The following is an 18,707-nucleotide window of genomic DNA, read 5'->3' as shown; positions in this document are numbered from 1 at the left end:
AGTCCCCGCGCCCGGGACGGCCTGAGCGCGCAGCAGAAAAGAAGGATAGCCTATTCTATCTTTTTCGGAGGTTCATGGCGCGCGAGACGCAGCCGCGCCGAAGCTGTCATGACCGAGGCGCGAGCCAGCGAGAATGCTTGAAAAGCACCCAGTCCAGGCTGATCCCGCCCGGACCGGTGATGAGCACGGCGAGGCCGAGCAGGCAGAATTGGAACGCCGAGACGCCCAGCCATTTCTCGTCGAGAAAACCAACCCCTCGGTCGAGCGCCTTGCCCGCAGTGTGCCAGGGAAGGAGCCCGCCTGTCATGCCGCCGCCGGTGAAAACATGGTTCGGCGCGGTGAGCAGTCCGCCGAGCATGGCGACGATCACCGCCGAGCTCGCGAGCGGGGTGAGCAGGCCCAGGGCGAGCAAAACCGCGCCCACGAGCTCGGCCGCTATCGCCACAGCGGCGCTCAACTCGGGATACGGGACGCCCATCTGGGCGAAACCCGCCGCAGTTCCGGAGAAGCCCCAGTTCGTGACTTTGTTCCACCCGTGCGGGATCAGGCAGAACGCACAGCCGAGGCGGAGCACGAGCAAAGCGAAATCTCGGACCCAGACTGGCATAGCTGTTCCTTTCGGATCGCGCCCCGCGTCCGCCTCATTCTCGCCCAACGCCAGCCGCCTGTCAAAGGCGCGCGGCCGAACAGAACAGGCAGTCGGCATGCTCGCGCGGCGAAGCCGCTTGGCCTGGCCCGAAAAATTTCCGGCTCGCGGCGCACGCCCGGTTTTGCTCTTTGGCACACACGGCAGGAGAGCAGCTGGCGCCACTCTAGGATGAGGGACATGAGACGCATCCGCCCGAGCGCGAACGACGCCGCACGACGGCGGCCCTTTCGTGTTGCGGCGATGATGCTCTGCGCAGTCGTCCTGACCGCCGGGGCGGGCGGATGTTCCGCAGACCGCAGCGCCGAGGCCCGTGCCATCGGCAACGCCGTTCGGGCCTTGCCCGGCGTGGCGGCCGCCGACGTCGCCTATCGCAGCGGCGCTTCTTTCCGGCTGGATGTGACACTCGCGGAAACGGCCTCGCAGACGCAGGCCGCGGCGGTTGGCAGCACATTCGTCGACCGTATGCGCGCCGGGGACTTCGGCGGGTTCGACGTCATCCTCAACGTCGCCTACCCGGCGAACAGCAGCCGCGCCACAAAAACCTCCGATTCGCACGCGAGCTTCCAGTACCACTTCCGTTCCGCCCCCGAAAACGCTGCGAGCAACCCAAACCCGTCCAGCGCGGAAGTCGCCTCCAGTTTGGCCCTGTGGCTCCAAACGGCGCAGTCGCCCGCCACCGTCGGGGCCACTGTGCACCAAGAGGCTTTGCCCGGGACGAACAGTCGGCGCAGCATCGTCGTCTCGATTTCGTCATCCGTCGACGACGAGGCGATCGCCGAGCTCATCGACGCACATCCCGAACTGCGCGACGCGACATGGAAATCCAGCGTCCCGCCCGGAGCGGCCCGCAGAGAGTTCCGCGTCTACCGAATCCACGGCCAATTCCCCGACCGCGAGCGCCGCGAGCTGTGGCAGCAGATCCTCGAGCGGCTCGGGCCGGACGACGACGGCGACGCGGTCACCGACCCTGCGGGGGCGCAGGCCTCCGGGGCGCTCACGAACGTGAAGATCGACCTCTGGGCCAAGCCGAACACGAATGAGCGGGTCGAAGGCATCACGCGGGCGGTCGTCCCGCTGTTGCCCGGTCTCGGCTCCCCGGTGCGCGTCAACATCTTCTCGTACACGGAGTCCGTTGAGCTGATCCTCGGCGGTTGCAGCCAGCCTTCGCCGAACCACAGGCCCTCGGCGTTGGAGGCCGAACTGCGCCGCCAATACGAACGCTGCTGACCCGGCCGCGCGCGTGAGCATGCCGCGCAGTAGCGTCAGTGCCATGCCGCACGATCTTCCGGGAAAAGACCAGCCCGTCGTCGTCGCGGTCACCGGCGCTGCGGGGAACATCGGCTACTCGGCGGTGTTTCAGATCGCCTCCGGCGCGATGCTCGGCCCGGGCCGGAGGATCGTCCTGCGGCTGCTGGAGACGCCTGCGGCGGCTCGCGCGGCAGAGGGTGTGGCCATGGAGCTGATGGACTGCGCGTTCGGGCTGTTGGACTCGGTCGAGGTGCACGACGATCCGGCAGCGGCGTTCGCCGGGGCCAATGTCGCGCTGCTCGTCGGGGCGAAACCGAGGGCGCGCGGCATGGAGCGGTCGGACCTGCTGCGGGCGAACGGCGGGATCTTCGGGCCGCAAGGCAGGGCGTTGAACGAAGGGGCAGCGGACGACATCCGGGTGATCGTCGTGGGCAACCCCGCCAACACGAACGCGTTGATCGCGCTCAGCCACGCACCGGACATTCCGCCGGAACGCTTCACCGCGCTCACCAGGCTCGACCATAACCGCGCTCTCGCCCAATTGGCCGTGAAGGCCGGTGTGCGCGTGGGCGAAGTCTCTCGCGTGAGCATTTGGGGCAACCATTCGAGCACGCAGTATCCCGACGTTTTCCACGCGCGGGCCGGGCAGCTGAGCGGCGCGCAGCTCGCCGAAGACCGATCCTGGCTCGCCGACGAGTTCATTCCGACCGTCGCCCAGCGCGGCGCGGCGATTATCGAGGCGCGCGGCGTCTCCTCGGCTGGTTCGGCGGCCACGGCGGCCATCGACCATATTCGCGACTGGGCGCTCGGACGCGAATGGGGCGGGGACTGGACCTCGGTCGCGCTCCCCTCGCCTGGGGTCTACGGCGTGCCGGAAGGTTTGGTCAGCTCCTTCCCCGCGCGCTCCGTCAACGGGGAATGGCTCATCGTGGAAGGCCTGCACGTGGGCGAGTTCTCGCGGGCAAGGATCGACGCCTCCGTCGCGGAGCTGGTGTCCGAACGGGACGCGGTCCGGGCGCTCGGCCTGTTGTAGCCCGCGCCGAGCCGAGGAGCAATGCGGGAGATCGCCCGCCAGGGCTCACAGAGCGAGGTAATTGTGCAGCTCGAAGGGAGTCACTTGACGGCTGTACTCGGACCATTCGTGGCGTTTGTTGCGCAGGAAGTAGTCGAAGACGTGCTCGCCGAGGGCTTGCGCGACCAGCTCGGAGCCTTCCATCGCGGTGAGGGCCTCGGACAGGCTTTCCGGCAACGGGCGGTACCCCATCGCTTTGCGCTCCGCCGAGGACAAGGACCACACGTCGTCTTCGGCCTGGGCAGGCAGGTCGTAGCCTTTCTCCACACCGCGCAAACCTGCGGCGAGCAGGACCGCGAACGTCAAGTACGGGTTGCAGGAGGAGTCCGGGCTGCGCACTTCGATGCGGCGCGAGGAGGCTTTGTTCGGCGTGTACATCGGCACCCGCACGAGGGCGGAGCGGTTTGACGCGCCCCAGCAGGCCGCCGTGGGGGCCTCGCCGCCTTGGACGAGTCGCTTGTACGAGTTCACCCATTGGTTTGTGACGGCGCTGATCTCGTTCGCGTGCTCCAGGATGCCCGCGATGAACGATTTGCCGATCGGCGACAGCTGCAGCGGGTCGTCCGGGCTGTGGAAGGCGTTCGCCTCGCCCTCGAAGAGGCTCATGTGCGTGTGCATGGCGGAACCGGCGTGCTGGGTGAACGGTTTGGGCATGAACGTGGCGCGCACGCCCTCCTGGATCGCCACCTCTTTGACCAGGTAGCGCAACGTCATGACATTGTCCGCCATGGACAGGGCGTCGGCGTAGCGCAAGTCGATCTCTTGCTGGCCGGGCGCGTTCTCGTGGTGGCTGAACTCGACCGAGATGCCCATGAACTCCAGCGCGTGGACGACATGGCGGCGGAAGTCCGGGGCCGAATCGTGCACGGCCTGGTCGAAGTACCCGCCGTCGTCGGCGGGCACCGGCGGGGCGAGCTTCGACGGCGAGTCCTTGAGCAGGAAGAACTCGATCTCCGGGTGGACGTAACAAGAGAAACCGAGTTCCAAGGCGCGATTGAGCTGGCGGCGCAGCACATATCGGGAGTCGGCCCAGGAGGACGAGCCGTCCGGCATCGCGATGTCGCAGAACATCCGCGCGGAGTGGTGCTTGCCGCTGCTCGTGGTCCACGGGAGGACCTGGAACGTCGACGGGTCCGGTTTGGCGACCATGTCCGCCTCGTACACGCGGGAGAAGCCCTCGATGGAGGAACCGTCGAAGCCGATGCCCTCGGCGAAGGCTCCTTCCAACTCCGCTGGGGCGATGGCCACCGACTTGAGGTAACCCAGCACGTCGGTGAACCAGAGGCGGACGAAGCGGATGTCCCGTTCTTCGAGCGCGCGGAGCACGAACTCCTCTTGGCGGTTCATGCGCCCAGCTTAAGCCCTTTTCATGACGACCGCGCAACGGGGGCGCGGTTTCCCCGGCCAAGATCACGCACGGCGCGGCGGCTCAGGCAAGACGAGCCCGGACTTGTTCCAGGACCAGGGGGAGCCAGGGGGTGACCTGGCGCAGGGCCTCCAGGGAATCTTGCACGGGAAGCCACAGCAACTCGCCGATTTCCTTCGGATCCGGCCGCAAGAGCGAGTCCTCCCCGGCCATGTTGCCGATCAGCACATGGTCGTACTCGTGTTCCGTCCACTCGCGCAGCGTTGCTCGGTACACGAAAGATCCGGCATGCTCGAGCGCGTCCACACGAATGCCGAGCTCTTCGAAAACACGACGCTTCGCGTCGTCGACGAGGGTGTCTGCAGAACGCGGATGCCCGCAACAGCTATTCGACCAAAAACCAGGCCACCGCTCTTTTGCGACCGAACGCCTCTGCAAAAGCATTTCGTTGCCGTCCCGGAGCAACAGCACGCTGAAGGCGCGGTGCAGAACGCCTGGCGCCCGGTGCGCGTCGGCCACGGGTCTCACACCTGTTGAGCGGCCTTGCGCGTCCACCAGGTCGACAGTGCCGACATTCCCTCTAGCGAACTCCATGAGCCACCGCGATTCCTCCTTGGTGAAGGCCGATTCCATACTCGAAATATTGCCGCGTCATCGAGACACAAGACAGCTCAAAGGGACCAACGTCAGCGCGATATAGGCGAAACAGTACACAATGTAGGCACGCCTTTGATGGTGGAGTGAATTCCACTGGTAGGCGTGGTGAAAAGCAATGCCGCACAGCGCGCCGAGCAAAAGCAAAGCCCCCCATTCCCAAGGCGACAGAGTCGAGGAGTGCAGGAACAGCGCGTACGCCAAAAACGGCCATGCCGCAATGATCAGGCAGAAAGCCACGCATACTTTCTTCGCTCCGAACAAGTACGCCAACGAAACCTTGCCCATGCGAGTGTCGCCTGCGATGTCACGCACGTCTTCTATAGGCTGAGCCACGATGAACATAGTTGCGACCACAACGATCCACATGATGCTTTCGCTCGCCAAATCGTCCATGAAAGACCAGCCGCCAGCGAGTTGGGCCACCACGCCGAGCCATGTGGTCACAGGTTTCCACAGGTAGTAGTGGCGAGGCTTGAGCTGGGTGTGCGCGAACAACGTGACAAGCACCCACCCCAAAGACGCTGCCAGAGTGGTGGCATTGCCGACCAGCGAAACAGCGACAAAAAGAGCCGAAGCCCACCGATAACGGGCCCAGAGGCCCCGCGAGTCGACGAGGCCGTGCGGAATCGGCCGGTGCGGCTTGTTGAGGACGTCCTCCTCGCACCCGACAGCTTGGTTCGCCGCATCGAAGACATAGCTGAAAAAATAAGACCAGACCAGCGCTGCGAGAAATTTGAGGGCCTCTGTCGCGCTGGAGCTGCCATTCGAGACCCATCCCGCCGCCGCGAACACCACTGCGGGGAACATCGCCACCCAGATGTTGTTGATATTGAGCCGCAGGGTTATCGAAATTTCACGACGGACACGTTCTTTCAGCATGGAGACATCAATCCGCCGAGGATTTTCGAGTCCAACATTTCTGACGCAAGAGCGAGCACCGAGCATGGTTCGAATTCCGCGCTCAAAGCGTTTTGCGCCATTTCCAACTCTTGCAATACAGCCTGGCGCGCCATATCCCGCACAGCGTCGCTTCTCAATGCGCGCATAATTTCATACGCCGCTCCCCCGGTGAGCGGCTGGTCATCGCTGAAGTGCGCGATCAGCGCATCCGAGCCTGGCAATGCATTCTGGACCAACAGAACAGCCGGGAGGGTGGCCCTGCGGTTCTTGATGTCCGAGAGCGCCCGAGGGTCGTGGCTGTTTCCCGCGAAGAAACTGGCGGCGTCGTTCATGTACTGGAACGCCACGCCGTAGTGCCGAGAAAAACTTTCCATCGCTTCGCCCTGCCTCTGCGTCACGCAGGCCAACTCGGCGATCGACATTGCCGCCAACTCGAACAGGGACGCGGTCTTCTTCTCAGCGATGCCCCAGAGCTCTTCCAACGTGGTCCCGATATTCGAGCCCATGTCGAGCAGCTGCCCCTCGATGAGCTTGCCGATAGCTTGGTTGAAGATATCGGCGATTCTCGTGTTTCCGACACTGGCCGCTATTTTCACGGCGGTGGCCAGCAAAATGTCGCCGAGCAGAATGGCCATGCCCGTTCCGTACGCCACCCACACGGCTTTGCGGCCCCGGCGCTCCTCGTCCTGATCCATGATGTCGTCATGGATCAGGCCGAAGTTATGGATCATCTCAATTGCCGTGGCGGCGGTGATCGCCCGCTCCCTTGGGATCGTCACATGGGGGCCGTCGACCATACTGGCCAGCTCGGCGCACAGCCTTGACCGCGCGATCTTGCCCATACCGGGGCTCTTTCCCCCCGCCTCGCGTATGCCGAAGTGGTGGCAAGCAGGACCCCGAATTGCAGGAGGCAGGGAGTCCACCTGCTGCCTGACCCTGTCTTCCACAGAACGGCAAAACGCTTTGGTTCCGATGCTCGCGGCAAGGTTGGTCATGTCGGCGCGGTCCTTCCAGCTCCATTGCTTGATGCGCGATTTATTATGTAACACTTACCACATATTGCCTTTATGTAGGATATATGTCATATATTGCTGTCATCGGACAGTACCGATCCACCAGTTTTCTGTCAAACTTTTGCGCCCTTGCGCGCGCCAGCGCAGAGAAAGCGCAGCTTGCACCCGAAAGGGGCAAGGAAGAGCCGTGCGGCGCGGTCTCAGCAGCCCGACGCCACAAGGCGTCGGATCAGCAGGTCAGACCGTCGGCGGGAGACTTGAGGTCGATCAAGTACTGCTGGACCGCGTTGTCGACGCACTGGCTCTGGTCTTGCAGAGAGACGGTGTGCTGCGTGCCGTTGTACGTGATGAGGGAGGCTCCGAGCTGTTTGGCCAGCTCCACGCCCGCTTGGTACGGCGTGGCCGGGTCATTCGTGGTGGAAACCACGACAATCTTGGGCAATCCGACGGGCGGGCTCGAAATCGTCGGCGCGATGGTGGGCTTGACCGGCCAGAACGCGCACGGGTCGAGCGCGCCGTGCCCGGTGCCGCGCTCGTCGTCCTCGAACGGGGCGACCTTGCGGCCCTGCACGTCCATCTGGTCCACGACCGAACGGTCGGTTGTCGGAGCGTCGTCCACGCATCGCACAGCGATGTTCGCGTCTTGCTCGTTGCTGTAATGCCCGGACTTCGAGTCCCGGTCCATGTACAGGTCGGACAGCAGCTGCAAAATATTGCCCGAACCCGCCTTGACCTCGGTGAGCCCCTCCCGCAGCGCCACCCAGAGCTGCTTGGAGTACAGCGCCTGGATGGTGCCGAGGACCGCGTCCGAGTAGCCGAGGCCACGTCCGTCGCGCGTGTTGACCGGATGCTCGATCAACGGCAGGACCAGGGCGCGGAACTTCTCGTCGGCCTGGGCGGGGTCGTTGCCCAGCGGGCAGTGGTCCTGGGTGGCGCAGTCTGCCGCGAAGATGCGGAACGCGTCCTCGAAGCCCTTCGCCTGGTTGACGAGTTTGTCCACTGGGCTCTCATTCGGGTCGAGCGCGCCGTCGAGGACCATCGCCCGCACATGCGTGGGGAAAAGCTCGGCGTAGTCGGTGCCGATCCTGGTGCCGTAGGAGTAGCCGACATAATTCAGCTTCTCGTCGCCGAGCGCCTGGCGCAGCACGTCCATGTCCCGCGCGACGTCCATCGAGTTCACATGGGCGAGGAAATTCGCCCCCGTGCGCTGGGCGCATTTCTGCGCGTAATCCTTGTTGCGGGTTTCCTGGCGGGCGATGCCCGCAGGGGTGTAGTCGTTGTCGTTGAGCGCGCGCAACGCGTCTTGCTCTTTGTCGCTCAAGCAGTGCACTGAGGGCGTCGAGTGGCCGATGCCCCTCGGGTCGAAGCCGACCAGGTCGAAGCGCTGCGCGATGTCCAGTTTCACCAGGGCCGAGGCGGAGCCTGAGACGAAACCGACTCCGGAGCCGCCCGGACCGCCGGGGTTGAAGAGCAAAGAGCCGATCTTCTGGCCGGCGGCTTTGATCCGGTACACGGCGATCTGCGCGCTCTCGCCCTTCGGGTTCTGGTAGTCCACCGGCACCTTGACCATGGCGCACTCGGTCCTCGGGCTCGGTTTGAAGTCGGCGACATAGCCCTGGCAGGAGCCCCAGACGACCTGCTGGTCGTAAAAGGGCTTCAGCGCCTCGGGCATATCCGGCGCGGAGGCGGACCGAGGGCAGGCGACGAGCGCCACACCTGCGGCCGCGGCCGTCGCCGACACAATCGCCAATGCCCGCGCGCGCCTGGGGCCGGACTTGCCGAGAAAGGCGCCGCCCCACGCCGCAACAGAGAACACTTCTTTCACAGCAAGCCATCCTGCCATGACTTCCTGATAATTGCCCGCGGCCCGTCCTCGTTCGTGATCGAGTCGTGGCTCAAGCGGAGTCCGGCGGTTGCCCGGCTCAGGCATTCGGCGTTAGACTGAGCTCGGACAAGAAACCAACCCGGGGACCCGCCAGCGGGCCTCGAGGCAAAGAGAGGTCGCCACCATGTCCGTTTCTGCTGCTCCTTATGCGACGCAAACCCGGCCCCGCGTGCGGATCAGCCATTTGCACGAGATGAAGCGCGAAGGCCGCAAGTGGGCGATGCTCACCGCGTACGACTACACCACCGCGGCGCTTTTGGACGCGGCCGACATCCCCGTGCTGCTGGTCGGCGACTCCGCCGCCAACGTGGTCTACGGGCACGACACCACGGTGTCGGTCGAAGCCGACGAGCTGTTGCCGCTGGTGCGCGGCGTCGCCAGAGGGGCGCAGCGCGCCTTGGTCGTCGCCGACCTGCCCTTCGGCAGCTACGAGGCGAGCCCCGCGCAAGCATTCGAGACCGCCGCCCGCTTCGCGCGGGCAGGGGCCCACGCGGTGAAACTGGAGGGCGGCGAGGACTACGCCGAGCACATCTCGTCGCTCAGCCGCGCCGGGATTCCGGTCATGGCCCACATCGGATTCACCCCCCAGCGCGTGAACAGCCTCTCCGGCTTCCGGGTGCAGGGCCGGGGCGACGAAGCCGAGACGCTGGTCCACGACGCCATCGCGGTCGCCGAGGCCGGAGCGTTCGCGGTGGTCATGGAAATGGTGCCCGCCGAACTCGCCGCGCAGATCACCGCCAAGCTGACCATTCCGACCGTCGGCATCGGAGCCGGGCCGGACTGCGACGCGCAGGTGCTGGTCTGGCAGGACATGGCCGGTTTGACCGCTGGGCGCACGGCGAAGTTCGTCCGGCGCTTCGCCGAGCTGGGCGCGGCGCTGGGCGAAGCCGCCCGCGAATACGCCCGAGACGTGGAGTCCGGGGCTTTCCCCGCCCCGGAGCACTCCTACTGAGCCACGCAGAGCCCCCGCCGACCGGCTGAACGGCGGGGCGGCGCTCCCACAGCGCCGCGGCCAAGGGCGCCGCGAGGGCATTAGGCTGACAAGCATGCGCAGCCTCTACCCTGAAATCGAACCTCGAGCCACCGGCCACCTCGACGTCGGGGACGGCCAGCGGATCTTTTGGGAGCAGGTCGGCAACCCCGAAGGCAAACCCGCCGTCTTCCTGCACGGCGGGCCGGGCGGGGGGATCAACCCCAAACAGCGGCGGTTCTTCGACCCGAAACGCTACAACGTGCTGTTGTTCGACCAGCGCGGCTGCGGGCGTTCCACCCCGCACGCGGGCGAGAATCCAGACCTGTCGCTCAACACCACCTGGAATCTGGTCTCGGACATCGAGAAGCTTCGCGAGCAGATGGGAGTCGAACGCTGGCTGGTCTTCGGCGGCTCCTGGGGCTCGACGCTCGCCCTCGCCTACGCGCAAACCCATCCCGAGCGGGTGAGCGAACTCGTGCTCCGAGGCGTCTTCCTGTGCCGCGAATCCGAACTGGACTGGTTCTACAACCCTGGAGGCGCCAGCCAAATCTTCCCCGACCTCTGGGAGGAGTACTTGGCCCCGATCCCGCCCGCCGCGCGGGGCGGCAACCTCATCGAAGAGCACGCGAAACTCCTCTGGGGCCGCGACCAAAGCGCCGCGGAGGCCTCCGCCTTCGCCTGGACCGGATGGGAAGACCGCACCATCGGCCTGACCGTCGATCCGCATGACCGCGAGAAAGACCCGCGCACCGCGCTCGCCTTCGCCCGCATCGAAAACTGGTACTTCCAAAACAAGGCGTTCTTGCGGGAAAACCAACTGCTCGAAGACGTGGACAAGATCCGGCACATACCAGCGGCGATCGTCCACGGCCGCTACGACGTGATCTGCCCCGTCGCGAGCGCTTGGGAGCTGCATCGGCGTTGGCCGGAGTCGAAGTTGACGATCACCGCCCAGTCCGGGCACACGGCGTTCGAAGCGGAAAACACGCACCACCTGGTCGAAGCCACGGACGCGTTCGCCCAGTAGCGCGGGCGGCGCACCGCGTGGCCGTCACCGCTTTCTTCGACGGCACGGCATGCGGGCCAGCCGGTGCGATCCGGTACGATCTGCGAATGATCCGGCTGAACCTGTTCTTCGCGTTGCTGTCCTTGGTGCTGGCGTTGGCCGGGCCGCGCGGTTACGGGCTGTGGGGTTGGTGGGGCCTTGTGGCGTACCTCGTCGGCGCCGTGGGAAGCGTGGGCCCTTGGGCGCTGGGGTTGATCGCCCGCATCGGGGTCCTTGAGCGCTACGACAGGCTGGAGCCGCAATTCAGCAAGGCCGCCGAGGCGCTTTCGGTCGCGAGCGTCTTCATCCCGTTCCTCCGGGCGGTCAACGCCATGCTCGCCGGGGTCGCTTTCGGCGCGTGGCTGCTCAACAAACGCTGGCTGGCGCAGGCCGCGGTGCTCGTGGCAACCGGTCTCATCGCCCTCGGCGGGCCGCTTGTCCAGCTCGCCGTCGGGCATCGCCCAATCGCCTCCGCGAACTGGGCGATCGCGGCTGCGCCGCTCGCCGTCATGGCCTTGTGGCTCCTTGGGCGCCGGTTCCTTCGCCGCCAGCCCGCCGTGCGCAGGCCTGTGCGATAACGCGCAGTCCTGCCAATTCCGGGCAGACCCTATGCGCCGCCCCTTGGTGGGGGCGGCATGCGACCGAGAAGCGAAAGAAAGCGCGCCCCATGACCATGCCCCCGGAGCCGCGGACCCCCGACTCGTGGGGGCCCGCGCGTTCGAAGACCGTGCAGTGGCACGACCCCGCGCCGAACGCGGCAGCCGGTCGGCGCATGTCAGGAGCCGAGTATCTCGCCGCCATGCGAGACGGCAGGCTGCCGGGCCCGCCGATCAGCGGGCTGCTCGGCATGGAGCTCGTCTCCTTCGGCGAAGGCGAAGTCGTCTTCCGGTGCGTGCCGGACGACTCCGCGCACAACCCGATCGGGGTGGTGCACGGCGGCCTGGTGTGCGCGCTGTTGGACTCGGTGTGCGGTTGCGCCGCGCACACGATGCTGCCCGCCGGGGTCGGCTACACCTCCATCGAGCTCAAAGTGAGCTACGTGCGCCCAGTGCGCTCCGGCGACGAACTCACCGCCAAGGGCTGGCTCGTCAAACCGGGCTCGCGGGTGAGCTTCGCCGAGGGCGAGGTGCGCAACCAAGACGGCAAAGTGGTGGAGACCGCGTCGAGCAGCCTCTTGATCATGAAGCCCTAGGGCGGCGAGGCCGCGGGCGCCTGCGGGTCGAACCCAAAGGCCCGCACGTCCACGAGGACGTCGAAGGAGAACACGAACGCGACGGCGGCGAGGCAGAGCATCAGAGGCGTCCAGCGCGTCCGCTCGCCCCCTCGCGCGAACCACGCCCCTGCCATCAGGCCCAAGCACAAGGAGACGAGATGCCCGGCGCTGGTGAAGTCCCGATCGCGCCACAGGGCGAGCGCCGCCGCCGCCAACCACCACGCGGCCCATGGCAGACGCAACGCGCGCGGCACAGCGCCGATCAACGCGCCGAACGCCCCCATCGAGGCATAGCTCACGCCCACATCGTCGTCGTCCACCACGGAACTCTCCGCCCAGCCGAGCCGGAGCGCCACGACGAGCCCGAGGGCCACGAGCGCCGTGCCCCCGACATGGCTCAACACGATCGCGCCCGCCAACCGGCGAGACCGCCAGATCCATTCCCCCAGCGCCAGCAGACAGGCGAAGCCCGGCAGCCACACCCAGATCCTGCTCGGATCCTCTTGTGTGACAAAAGCGCTTTCCAACAATGTCAGCCACCTGCCTTCGGCAAGATTGCGCAGATTCGTGCTGGTCTGGGAAACCAGTTGTTGGCCGCGCGCGTCCGAGAGGCCGCGTTGGAAGAAAGCGACCGCGGCAAGGCCGAGGACGTAGCAGAGGGTCACTGGGAACCGGGCGGCCCACCGCAGTGGAGCAGCCTGGGCAAGAGAGGTCATCGCGGGCTCCTCACAGATCTGTTCTCGACGCCGCCGCGCAGAGCGAGCCTGCTTCATGTGTTCGCATGCGTTCGAGCATGCCGAAGAATCCTCGGGCCCGCCCAAGCACCGCATCATGAGAGACACGCATCACGCTTTCACGGTCCGGCGCGCAGCCGCTCCACGCCCCGATATCATGGAAGACCTGCGTTTTCAGCACGCCGCGACAGAGAGTTGGGGCTTCGTGAAAATTTCATGAGAGTTCCATGAGGGTCACAAAAGAACAGTCGTGCTGGGATTAGTATGACGGCATGACAGCCTCAACCGTCGTTCCCCACGCCACCGAAGAAACCAGCCGTGGGCCGATTGACTTCACCGTCGTGAAGGGCAACCCCACGGATGAAGAAGTCGCAGCCCTCTCCGCGGTGCTGGCCGAGTTATGGGCCCAGCGGCTCTGGGAGCGCGACACCCGCAGGCATCCGCGCGACCTGTGGCGCGCAGGCGACCAGCAGTTGTCGTACATCCCCGGCGGGCTGCCGCAATCCTTCCTCCAGGAACCCTCGCCTCCGTGGCGCGGCGCCTGAGGCACGTCTGATAGTTTCCGCTGTATGGCGGATTCCCCCACGAGCCTTCGTGTTGTCCTTGCTTCCGGATCTCCTTCGCGGCGAGCCCTTTTGCGCGGAGCCGGGGTGGAGCCGGAAATCCTTGTCTCGGATGTCGATGAAGAGGCCATCGCAGCCGGACTCGGGCCGCAGGCAGACCCTGGCGATGTGGTGGCGGCGCTGGCCGAGGCCAAAGCCGAGGCGGTGGCGGCGCGGCTGATCGAAGCCGCCAGCATGGGGGGGCCTCCCTCGTCCGGGGCGCAAATCCTGGTCATCGCGGCCGATTCCGCATTCTTGTCAGGCGGCGAACTGCACGGCAAACCGCATCTGCCTGATGTCGCGTGGTCGCGCTGGCAAAAGATGTCCGGCCAAGTCGGGACGCTGCTGACCGGGCATTGTCTGCTGCGGATAGCGGACGGTCGGATCGTCGCGCGGGCGCAGGAGGTCGCGCGGGGGGATATCCAGTTCGGCGACCTCACCGGCGACGAGGCCAGGGCGTATCTCGCCACCGGCGAGCCTTTGGAGGTGGCCGGTGCCTTCACCCTGGAAGGCAGGGGCAGCTGGTTCATCGACCGCGTCGAAGGCGCCCCCTCCACCGTGATCGGACTGGGCTTGCCGGTGCTTCGGCGGCTGCTCGCCGAAGTCGGCCTGGACGTCGCCGCGCTGTGGCGCGCCGCCGGGACCGCGGAGCGGCTTTCAGCCCCGGACGGCGAACTGCCCGTCACAACGCCCCGATGAGCAAAACGTCTCTGGGCCCGGGCGGCGCGGCTGAGGTCACTATTTCGCATCGATGCGGCGCACTCGCGCCACGCGGAGGCGTGTGGACTTTACCGTTTCCTTAGAAACCGGGTACTCTTCTCAAGCCCACTCCGGACAAAATACCGGACGAGACCCGAAGGAAGTGACCCGACACCGTGCATGTGGACCCTGCTTCTGTCGCAGCCGGCTACGCAGTCCCGGAGCGGGTCGTCAGCACCGAATGGCTGTCGGCGAACCTCGGCCACCGGCAACTTCGCCTCCTGGAGGCGAACGAAGACAGCCTCGTGTACGACGCTGGGCACATTCCGACTGCCGCCAAGGTGGATTGGCGCACAGAGCTCGCGAGCCCCAACAGCCACGACGTGCTCGACCCTTCCCGGTTCGCCTCGCTCCTCAACAGCAAAGGCATCGATCGCAACCACACGGTGGTGGTCTACGGGGACAAACAGAACCGGTGGGCGGCGCACTTGGTGTGGATTCTGACCCTGTTCGGGCACACGGACGTCCGCCTGCTCGACGGCGGACGCGCCGCGTGGCTCGCCGAGGGCAGGGAGACGACACTCGACTTCCCGCGGCTCGCCCAAGCGGATTACCCGCTCGTCAAACGCGACGACGAGACGAACCGGGTCTTCCGCGACCAGCTCGCGCGCTCCTTGGGCAGCTGCACCGTTCTCGACGTGCGCAGCCCGGAGGAATACGCCGGGCCCCGCAGGCCGGTGCCGGAATACCCGGTCGAGCGTTCGGCGCGAGCCGGGCACATCCCCTCGGCCAAAAACATTCCCTGGGCCAGCGCGATCCACCCAAGCGGACATTTCTTGTCCGCCGCGGAGCTCACGCAAGTCTTCGACGGCCTCGCCGAGGGCAAGCGGAGCAAGGTGGTGACGTACTGCCAGATCGGCGAGCGCTCCGCGCACACCTGGTTCGTGCTGAAATTCCTTCTCGGCGTGTCGAGCGCGCGCAATTACGATGGCGGGTGGAGCGAATGGGGCAACACCGTCGCCGCGCCCTTCGCCACAGGCGAGGAACCGGGCGCCCCATGAGGCGAGAAAAATTTCTCTCAGGGATCAGCCCCAACTCGTCCCCCATACCGTCCATCTTGTAAAAAACACCACGCGGAAGCCATGCACACGGCAAAAACAGGAGGTTGCAATGCCGAACATCACCACGGCGTTTGATTCGGTTCTCGTCGCCAACCGAGGCGAGATCGCTATTCGGGTGATTCGAGCGGCCCAAGACGCGGGGCTGCGCAGCATTGCGGTCTACGCCGAGCCCGACGCGAACGCTCCGTTCGCGCGGCTCGCGGACGAAGCCTTCGCGCTCGGCGGCAAGACCCCGCTGGAAAGCTACCTCGTCATCGACAAGATCATCGCCGTCGCGGAGCGCTCGGGAGCCAAGGCGATCCACCCCGGCTACGGCTTCCTGTCCGAGAACGCCGATTTCGCGCAGGCGGTCATCGACGCGGGCCTGGTCTGGATCGGGCCCCCGCCGCAGGCGATCCGCGACCTCGGCGACAAGGTGACCGCGCGTCGAATCGCGCTCAAAGTGGGCGCGCCGCTGGTGCCCGGCACGGACAAGCCGGTGAGCAGCTCCGACGAAGTGCTCGCCTTCGCGCAGGAGCACGGCCTGCCGGTGGCCATCAAAGCCGCGTTCGGCGGCGGCGGGCGCGGCATGAAGGTGGCCCGGACCATGGAGGAAATCCCCGAGCTTTTCGACTCCGCGACCCGTGAGGCGACTGCGGCCTTCGGCCGGGGCGAATGTTTCGTCGAACGCTACCTCGACCGCCCGCGTCACGTCGAGGCGCAGATCGTGGCCGACACGCACGGCAACGTCGTCGTCGTCGGCACCCGCGACTGCACCTTGCAACGCCGCTTCCAGAAGCTTGTCGAAGAGGCCCCGGCGCCGTTCCTCACCGACGAGCAGCGCGAGAGCATCCACTCCTCGGCGAAGGCCATCGCCCGCGAGACGGGCTACCACGGCGCAGGAACGGTCGAATACCTCGTCGGCGAAGACGGGCTCGTCTCCTTCCTTGAAGTGAACACCCGATTGCAGGTCGAGCACCCGGTCACTGAGGAGACCGCCGGCATCGACCTGGTGCTGGAGCAGTTCCGCATCGCCGCTGGCGCGACGCTGTCCATCTCCGAGGACCCCGAGCCGCGCGGGCACAGTTTCGAGTTCCGCATCAACAGCGAGGACGCGGGCACCGGATTCCTCCCGAACACCGGCAAGATCACCACGTACCGCCAGCCCAACGGCCCCGGCGTGCGGCTCGACTCCGGCGTGGAGGCTGGGACCGTCGTCGGCGGGCAGTTCGACTCCATGCTCGCCAAGCTCATCGTCACCGGCCGGGACCGCAACGAGGCCCTCGCCCGCGCGCGGCGCGCGCTGGACGAGTTCGCGCTGGAAGGCCTCGCCACCACGATCCCGTTCCACCGCCTCGTGGTGCGCGACCCTGCGTTCATCGGCGACGGGCAGAAGTTCAACGTGCACACGCGGTGGATCGAGACCGAATGGAACAACACGGTCGCCCCGTTCGCCGACCCCGCCGAGCACGACGACGAACAAAACCTCGGCACTCGTGGCGTGGTGGTCGAGGTCGGCGGTCGCCGTCTCGAAGTGCTGCTGCCCGAAGAGCTCTTCACCGCTGCGAACAACACCGGAGTCATCCGGCGCAAGCCGAAGCCCCGGCACAAGGTCGCGGGCGCGTCCGCCCAGGGCGGCAACAGCGTCACCGCGCCGATGCGCGGCACAGTGGTGAAGGTGGCCGTGGAGCTGGGCCAGACGGTGGAGTCCGGCGAACTCATCGCGGTCCTGGAAGCCATGAAGATGGAGAACCCGATCAGCGCCCACAAATCCGGGGTCATCACGAAACTGCATGTGGAGACCGGCGCGACCGTCTCCCCCGGAGCCGTGTTGGCAGAACTCGCCGACGCCGCAAGCTAAGCGGCGCCCTCGGGCTCACAGCCTTCGGTTCCTTTTCAAGGTCTCCCCCGCGCGATACCCGCCTCGGCTCACCCAGTCGGCGACGGCGGCCATGAGCGCTTCGGCGACCCCGGAGCCTCGGTGCTGCGGCTCTACCCAGAGGAACGAGACCTCCGCCTCCCGCTCGGGCTCCAACAGGAGGCTGGCCAGCCCGACGGGCACGCTGTGCGAGCTGGCCACGAACTGCGGGTGGGTCGCGATCATCGATTGCCACGCGACCTCGTCGAACGCTTCTTCTTTCGCGTAGTACTCGTGGTCCTCGCCGATCACCTCCACAAGGCCGGCCAGCCGCAGCCTGCGCAGGATCCGCCACTGGTCCGGCAACAGCCGTTGGACCACTTGCACCCCGTACCCGGTTTGGCCCATCAGCCCTCGAAAAGCTTCTGGCCCCAGTATTCGCCGTCCCCAAGTCCTGGCGGGCAGACGAAAAGGGCGGACCCGGTGTGCTTGATGTACTCGTTGAGCGCGTCGCTCTTGGCGAGGGTCTGTTGCATGGGCACGAACTGTTTCTGCGGGTCTCGGCAAAACGCCAAGAAGAACAATCCGGCGTCCAGATGGCCCACGCCATCGGAGCCGTCCGTGAAATTGTACCCGCGCCGCAGGATTCGTATGCCGCCGAGATTTTGGTGCGAGGCGAGGCGCACATGGGCGTTCCAGGGGATCGCGGGCTCGACGCCGAGCTTCGCGTCGAGGTCCAGCGGTTCGAACTCGCCCCCGCCCGACAGCGGGGCGCCGCTTTCCTTCGTGCGCCCGATGGTCTGCTCCTGGTCCTTGAGGAAATCGCGGTCCCACCGCTCAATGTTCATCCGGATCCGCCGGGCCACGAGATACGTCCCGCCGACAAGCCAGTCCGGCCCGTCGTCCTTGGCCACCCAGATGTGTTTGTCGAGCTCGTTTGTTTCCTCGGCCTTGATGTTGTTGGTGCCGTCCTTGAAGCCGAACAAATTCCGGGGCGTCACTTGGCGCGTCGAGGTGGACGAGGTGCGCCCGAAGCCGAGCTGGGACCAACGCACCGAGACCACGCCGAAGCCTGTTCGCACCAGGTTGCGCACGGCGTGGACCGCGACCTGCGGGTCATTGGCGCAGGCTTGGATCACGACGTCGCCGCCGCAACGCGCGGGCTCCAACGCGTCGCCGGGGAAACCGGGCAACGGCGTGAGCGGCTCCGGCCGGTGTTTCGCGAGCCCGAACCGGTCTTTGCCGTCCTTCTCGAAGATCCCAGGGCCGAAGCCGACGGTGATGGTGAGCTGGGCGGGCGCCAGGTCGAACGCCTCACCGGTGTCTTGGGGCGGCGCGAGCGGATTGCCGCCCATGGCGCCTCCGGGGGTCGCTTCCTGCCCCTTCGTCATGCGCTCGGCCATCACAGTCCACTGTTTGATGAGGGCGACCAGTTCCTCGCGCGACTCGGTCATCACATCGAGGGCGGCGAAATGCAGCTGGTCTTGCTGCGCGGTGACGATCCCGGCCTGATGCGCGGCCCGGAACGGCACAACCCCGTCGCGGTCCGATCCTGCGGCGGCGCGCTCAGGGATGTGCGCGCGCCCCGCCGCGGCGCCCGCTCCAGCCGCCACAACCGCGCTTGCCCCGCCGACGGCGAGGAGCTGGCGCCGGGAGTACCGGGGTTCAAGAGAGTTGTTCATAACTCGACCAG

19 protein-coding genes are annotated in these 18,707 nt (G+C 66.3%); 10 read left to right on the top strand and 9 right to left on the bottom strand.

Translation table 11 applies throughout. The features are described 5' to 3' along the window. Window positions 1–106: 106 nt before the first annotated feature. On the bottom strand, window positions 107–607 hold the full coding sequence (locus SROT_RS15475) for a DoxX family protein (protein WP_013137476.1): 501 nt from the start codon (window positions 605–607) through the stop codon (window positions 107–109). 219 nt (window positions 608–826) lie between these two features. Here SROT_RS15475 and SROT_RS02695 point away from each other — a divergent pair, with 219 nt between their 5' ends. Both SROT_RS02695 and SROT_RS02690 read left to right on the top strand, forming a co-directional pair. Beyond that, window positions 827–1,876: a hypothetical protein gene (locus tag SROT_RS02695; RefSeq protein ID WP_013137475.1), complete on the top strand. Its 1,050-nt coding sequence runs from the start codon at window positions 827–829 to the stop codon at window positions 1,874–1,876. A gap of 43 nt (window positions 1,877–1,919) precedes the next feature. After that, entirely contained in the window at window positions 1,920–2,930 is a 1,011-nt protein-coding gene (locus tag SROT_RS02690; protein ID WP_013137474.1) for a malate dehydrogenase, read from the top strand. 45 nt (window positions 2,931–2,975) lie between these two features. Here the strand turns inward: SROT_RS02690 and glnA are convergent, their stop codons facing one another. The 5 genes from glnA to SROT_RS02665 form a co-directional block, all read right to left on the bottom strand. Next, on the bottom strand, window positions 2,976–4,316 hold the full coding sequence (glnA, locus tag SROT_RS02685) for a type I glutamate--ammonia ligase (RefSeq protein ID WP_013137473.1): 1,341 nt from the start codon (window positions 4,314–4,316) through the stop codon (window positions 2,976–2,978). Between the two features lie 82 nt (window positions 4,317–4,398). Then, window positions 4,399–4,929, bottom strand: a complete 531-nt coding sequence (idi, locus tag SROT_RS02680; RefSeq protein ID WP_041407589.1) for an isopentenyl-diphosphate Delta-isomerase — start codon at window positions 4,927–4,929, stop codon at window positions 4,399–4,401. A gap of 57 nt (window positions 4,930–4,986) precedes the next feature. Then, window positions 4,987–5,937: a UbiA family prenyltransferase gene (locus SROT_RS02675; protein WP_083777817.1), complete on the bottom strand. Its 951-nt coding sequence runs from the start codon at window positions 5,935–5,937 to the stop codon at window positions 4,987–4,989. Further along, a complete protein-coding gene (locus tag SROT_RS15470) occupies window positions 5,865–6,887 on the bottom strand; it encodes a polyprenyl synthetase family protein (protein ID WP_013137470.1) in 1,023 nt (340 codons plus the stop codon). The genes SROT_RS02675 and SROT_RS15470 overlap by 73 nt, the downstream gene beginning before the upstream one ends. Before the next feature lie 247 nt (window positions 6,888–7,134). Further along, window positions 7,135–8,730, bottom strand: coding sequence for an alpha/beta hydrolase (locus SROT_RS02665; protein WP_013137469.1), 1,596 nt, complete (start codon window positions 8,728–8,730; stop codon window positions 7,135–7,137). A 184-nt stretch (window positions 8,731–8,914) separates the two neighbouring features. Here SROT_RS02665 and panB point away from each other — a divergent pair, with 184 nt between their 5' ends. From panB to SROT_RS02645, 4 genes are all read left to right on the top strand, one after another. Next, the gene (panB, locus tag SROT_RS02660; protein ID WP_013137468.1) at window positions 8,915–9,742 is read left to right on the top strand and encodes a 3-methyl-2-oxobutanoate hydroxymethyltransferase; all 828 of its coding nucleotides are present in this window, start codon (window positions 8,915–8,917) and stop codon (window positions 9,740–9,742) included. Between the two features lie 94 nt (window positions 9,743–9,836). After that, window positions 9,837–10,790: a prolyl aminopeptidase gene (gene pip / locus SROT_RS02655; RefSeq protein WP_013137467.1), complete on the top strand. Its 954-nt coding sequence runs from the start codon at window positions 9,837–9,839 to the stop codon at window positions 10,788–10,790. A gap of 86 nt (window positions 10,791–10,876) precedes the next feature. Continuing rightward, complete coding sequence (locus SROT_RS02650; protein ID WP_148223316.1) at window positions 10,877–11,386, top strand: tat pathway signal sequence; 510 nt, start codon at window positions 10,877–10,879, stop codon at window positions 11,384–11,386. Window positions 11,387–11,475: 89 nt separating this feature from the next. Then, window positions 11,476–12,000 (top strand): PaaI family thioesterase, encoded by a 525-nt coding sequence (locus SROT_RS02645; protein WP_013137465.1) that lies wholly within the window; start codon window positions 11,476–11,478, stop codon window positions 11,998–12,000. Here SROT_RS02645 and SROT_RS02640 read toward each other — a convergent pair. Next, on the bottom strand, window positions 11,997–12,737 hold the full coding sequence (locus SROT_RS02640; protein ID WP_013137464.1) for a rhomboid-like protein: 741 nt from the start codon (window positions 12,735–12,737) through the stop codon (window positions 11,997–11,999). The genes SROT_RS02645 and SROT_RS02640 overlap by 4 nt on opposite strands. 290 nt (window positions 12,738–13,027) lie before the next feature. Here SROT_RS02640 and SROT_RS02630 point away from each other — a divergent pair, with 290 nt between their 5' ends. The 4 genes from SROT_RS02630 (at window position 13,028) to SROT_RS02615 (ending at window position 17,017) form a co-directional block, all read left to right on the top strand. Then, the gene (locus tag SROT_RS02630) at window positions 13,028–13,300 is read left to right on the top strand and encodes an acyl-CoA carboxylase subunit epsilon (RefSeq protein WP_013137462.1); all 273 of its coding nucleotides are present in this window, start codon (window positions 13,028–13,030) and stop codon (window positions 13,298–13,300) included. Between the two features lie 24 nt (window positions 13,301–13,324). Beyond that, on the top strand, window positions 13,325–14,056 hold the full coding sequence (locus tag SROT_RS02625; protein WP_013137461.1) for a Maf family protein: 732 nt from the start codon (window positions 13,325–13,327) through the stop codon (window positions 14,054–14,056). Window positions 14,057–14,232: 176 nt separating this feature from the next. Further along, window positions 14,233–15,117 carry a sulfurtransferase gene (locus SROT_RS02620; protein WP_013137460.1) on the top strand — a complete coding sequence of 295 codons (885 nt, stop codon included), beginning with the start codon at window positions 14,233–14,235 and terminating at the stop codon, window positions 15,115–15,117. A 109-nt stretch (window positions 15,118–15,226) separates the two neighbouring features. Continuing rightward, entirely contained in the window at window positions 15,227–17,017 is a 1,791-nt protein-coding gene (locus SROT_RS02615; RefSeq protein WP_013137459.1) for an acetyl/propionyl/methylcrotonyl-CoA carboxylase subunit alpha, read from the top strand. Between the two features lie 15 nt (window positions 17,018–17,032). Here the strand turns inward: SROT_RS02615 and SROT_RS02610 are convergent, their stop codons facing one another. Then, a complete protein-coding gene (locus SROT_RS02610) occupies window positions 17,033–17,422 on the bottom strand; it encodes a GNAT family N-acetyltransferase (RefSeq protein WP_013137458.1) in 390 nt (129 codons plus the stop codon). Then, window positions 17,422–18,696, bottom strand: coding sequence for an iron uptake transporter deferrochelatase/peroxidase subunit (gene efeB, locus SROT_RS02605; protein WP_013137457.1), 1,275 nt, complete (start codon window positions 18,694–18,696; stop codon window positions 17,422–17,424). The genes SROT_RS02610 and efeB overlap by 1 nt, the downstream gene beginning before the upstream one ends. Window positions 18,697–18,707: the final 11 nt, after the last annotated feature.

Origin of the sequence: Segniliparus rotundus DSM 44985 (assembly GCF_000092825.1) — a bacterium.
In the GTDB taxonomy this organism is placed as follows: Bacteria; Actinomycetota; Actinomycetes; order Mycobacteriales; family Mycobacteriaceae; genus Segniliparus; species Segniliparus rotundus.
Note: the sequence above shows the minus strand (reverse complement) of the source record. Positions and strands in the feature narration are given on the sequence as shown.

Excerpts from the sequence above, each read along its gene's own strand:
- SROT_RS15475 (WP_013137476.1), bottom strand. The coding sequence starts at position 607 with ATGCCAGTCTGGGTCCGAGATTTCGCTTTGCTCGTGCTCCGCCTCGGC.
- SROT_RS02695 (WP_013137475.1), top strand. The coding sequence starts at position 827 with ATGAGACGCATCCGCCCGAGCGCGAACGACGCCGCACGACGGCGGCCC.
- SROT_RS02690 (WP_013137474.1), top strand. The coding sequence starts at position 1,920 with ATGCCGCACGATCTTCCGGGAAAAGACCAGCCCGTCGTCGTCGCGGTC.
- glnA (WP_013137473.1), bottom strand. The coding sequence starts at position 4,316 with ATGAACCGCCAAGAGGAGTTCGTGCTCCGCGCGCTCGAAGAACGGGAC.
- idi (WP_041407589.1), bottom strand. The coding sequence starts at position 4,929 with ATGGAGTTCGCTAGAGGGAATGTCGGCACTGTCGACCTGGTGGACGCG.
- SROT_RS02675 (WP_083777817.1), bottom strand. The coding sequence starts at position 5,937 with ATGCTCGGTGCTCGCTCTTGCGTCAGAAATGTTGGACTCGAAAATCCT.
- SROT_RS15470 (WP_013137470.1), bottom strand. The coding sequence starts at position 6,887 with ATGACCAACCTTGCCGCGAGCATCGGAACCAAAGCGTTTTGCCGTTCT.
- panB (WP_013137468.1), top strand. The coding sequence starts at position 8,915 with ATGTCCGTTTCTGCTGCTCCTTATGCGACGCAAACCCGGCCCCGCGTG.
- pip (WP_013137467.1), top strand. The coding sequence starts at position 9,837 with ATGCGCAGCCTCTACCCTGAAATCGAACCTCGAGCCACCGGCCACCTC.
- SROT_RS02650 (WP_148223316.1), top strand. The coding sequence starts at position 10,877 with ATGATCCGGCTGAACCTGTTCTTCGCGTTGCTGTCCTTGGTGCTGGCG.
- SROT_RS02645 (WP_013137465.1), top strand. The coding sequence starts at position 11,476 with ATGACCATGCCCCCGGAGCCGCGGACCCCCGACTCGTGGGGGCCCGCG.
- SROT_RS02640 (WP_013137464.1), bottom strand. The coding sequence starts at position 12,737 with ATGACCTCTCTTGCCCAGGCTGCTCCACTGCGGTGGGCCGCCCGGTTC.
- SROT_RS02630 (WP_013137462.1), top strand. The coding sequence starts at position 13,028 with ATGACAGCCTCAACCGTCGTTCCCCACGCCACCGAAGAAACCAGCCGT.
- SROT_RS02625 (WP_013137461.1), top strand. The coding sequence starts at position 13,325 with ATGGCGGATTCCCCCACGAGCCTTCGTGTTGTCCTTGCTTCCGGATCT.
- SROT_RS02615 (WP_013137459.1), top strand. The coding sequence starts at position 15,227 with ATGCCGAACATCACCACGGCGTTTGATTCGGTTCTCGTCGCCAACCGA.
- SROT_RS02610 (WP_013137458.1), bottom strand. The coding sequence starts at position 17,422 with ATGGGCCAAACCGGGTACGGGGTGCAAGTGGTCCAACGGCTGTTGCCG.
- efeB (WP_013137457.1), bottom strand. The coding sequence starts at position 18,696 with ATGAACAACTCTCTTGAACCCCGGTACTCCCGGCGCCAGCTCCTCGCC.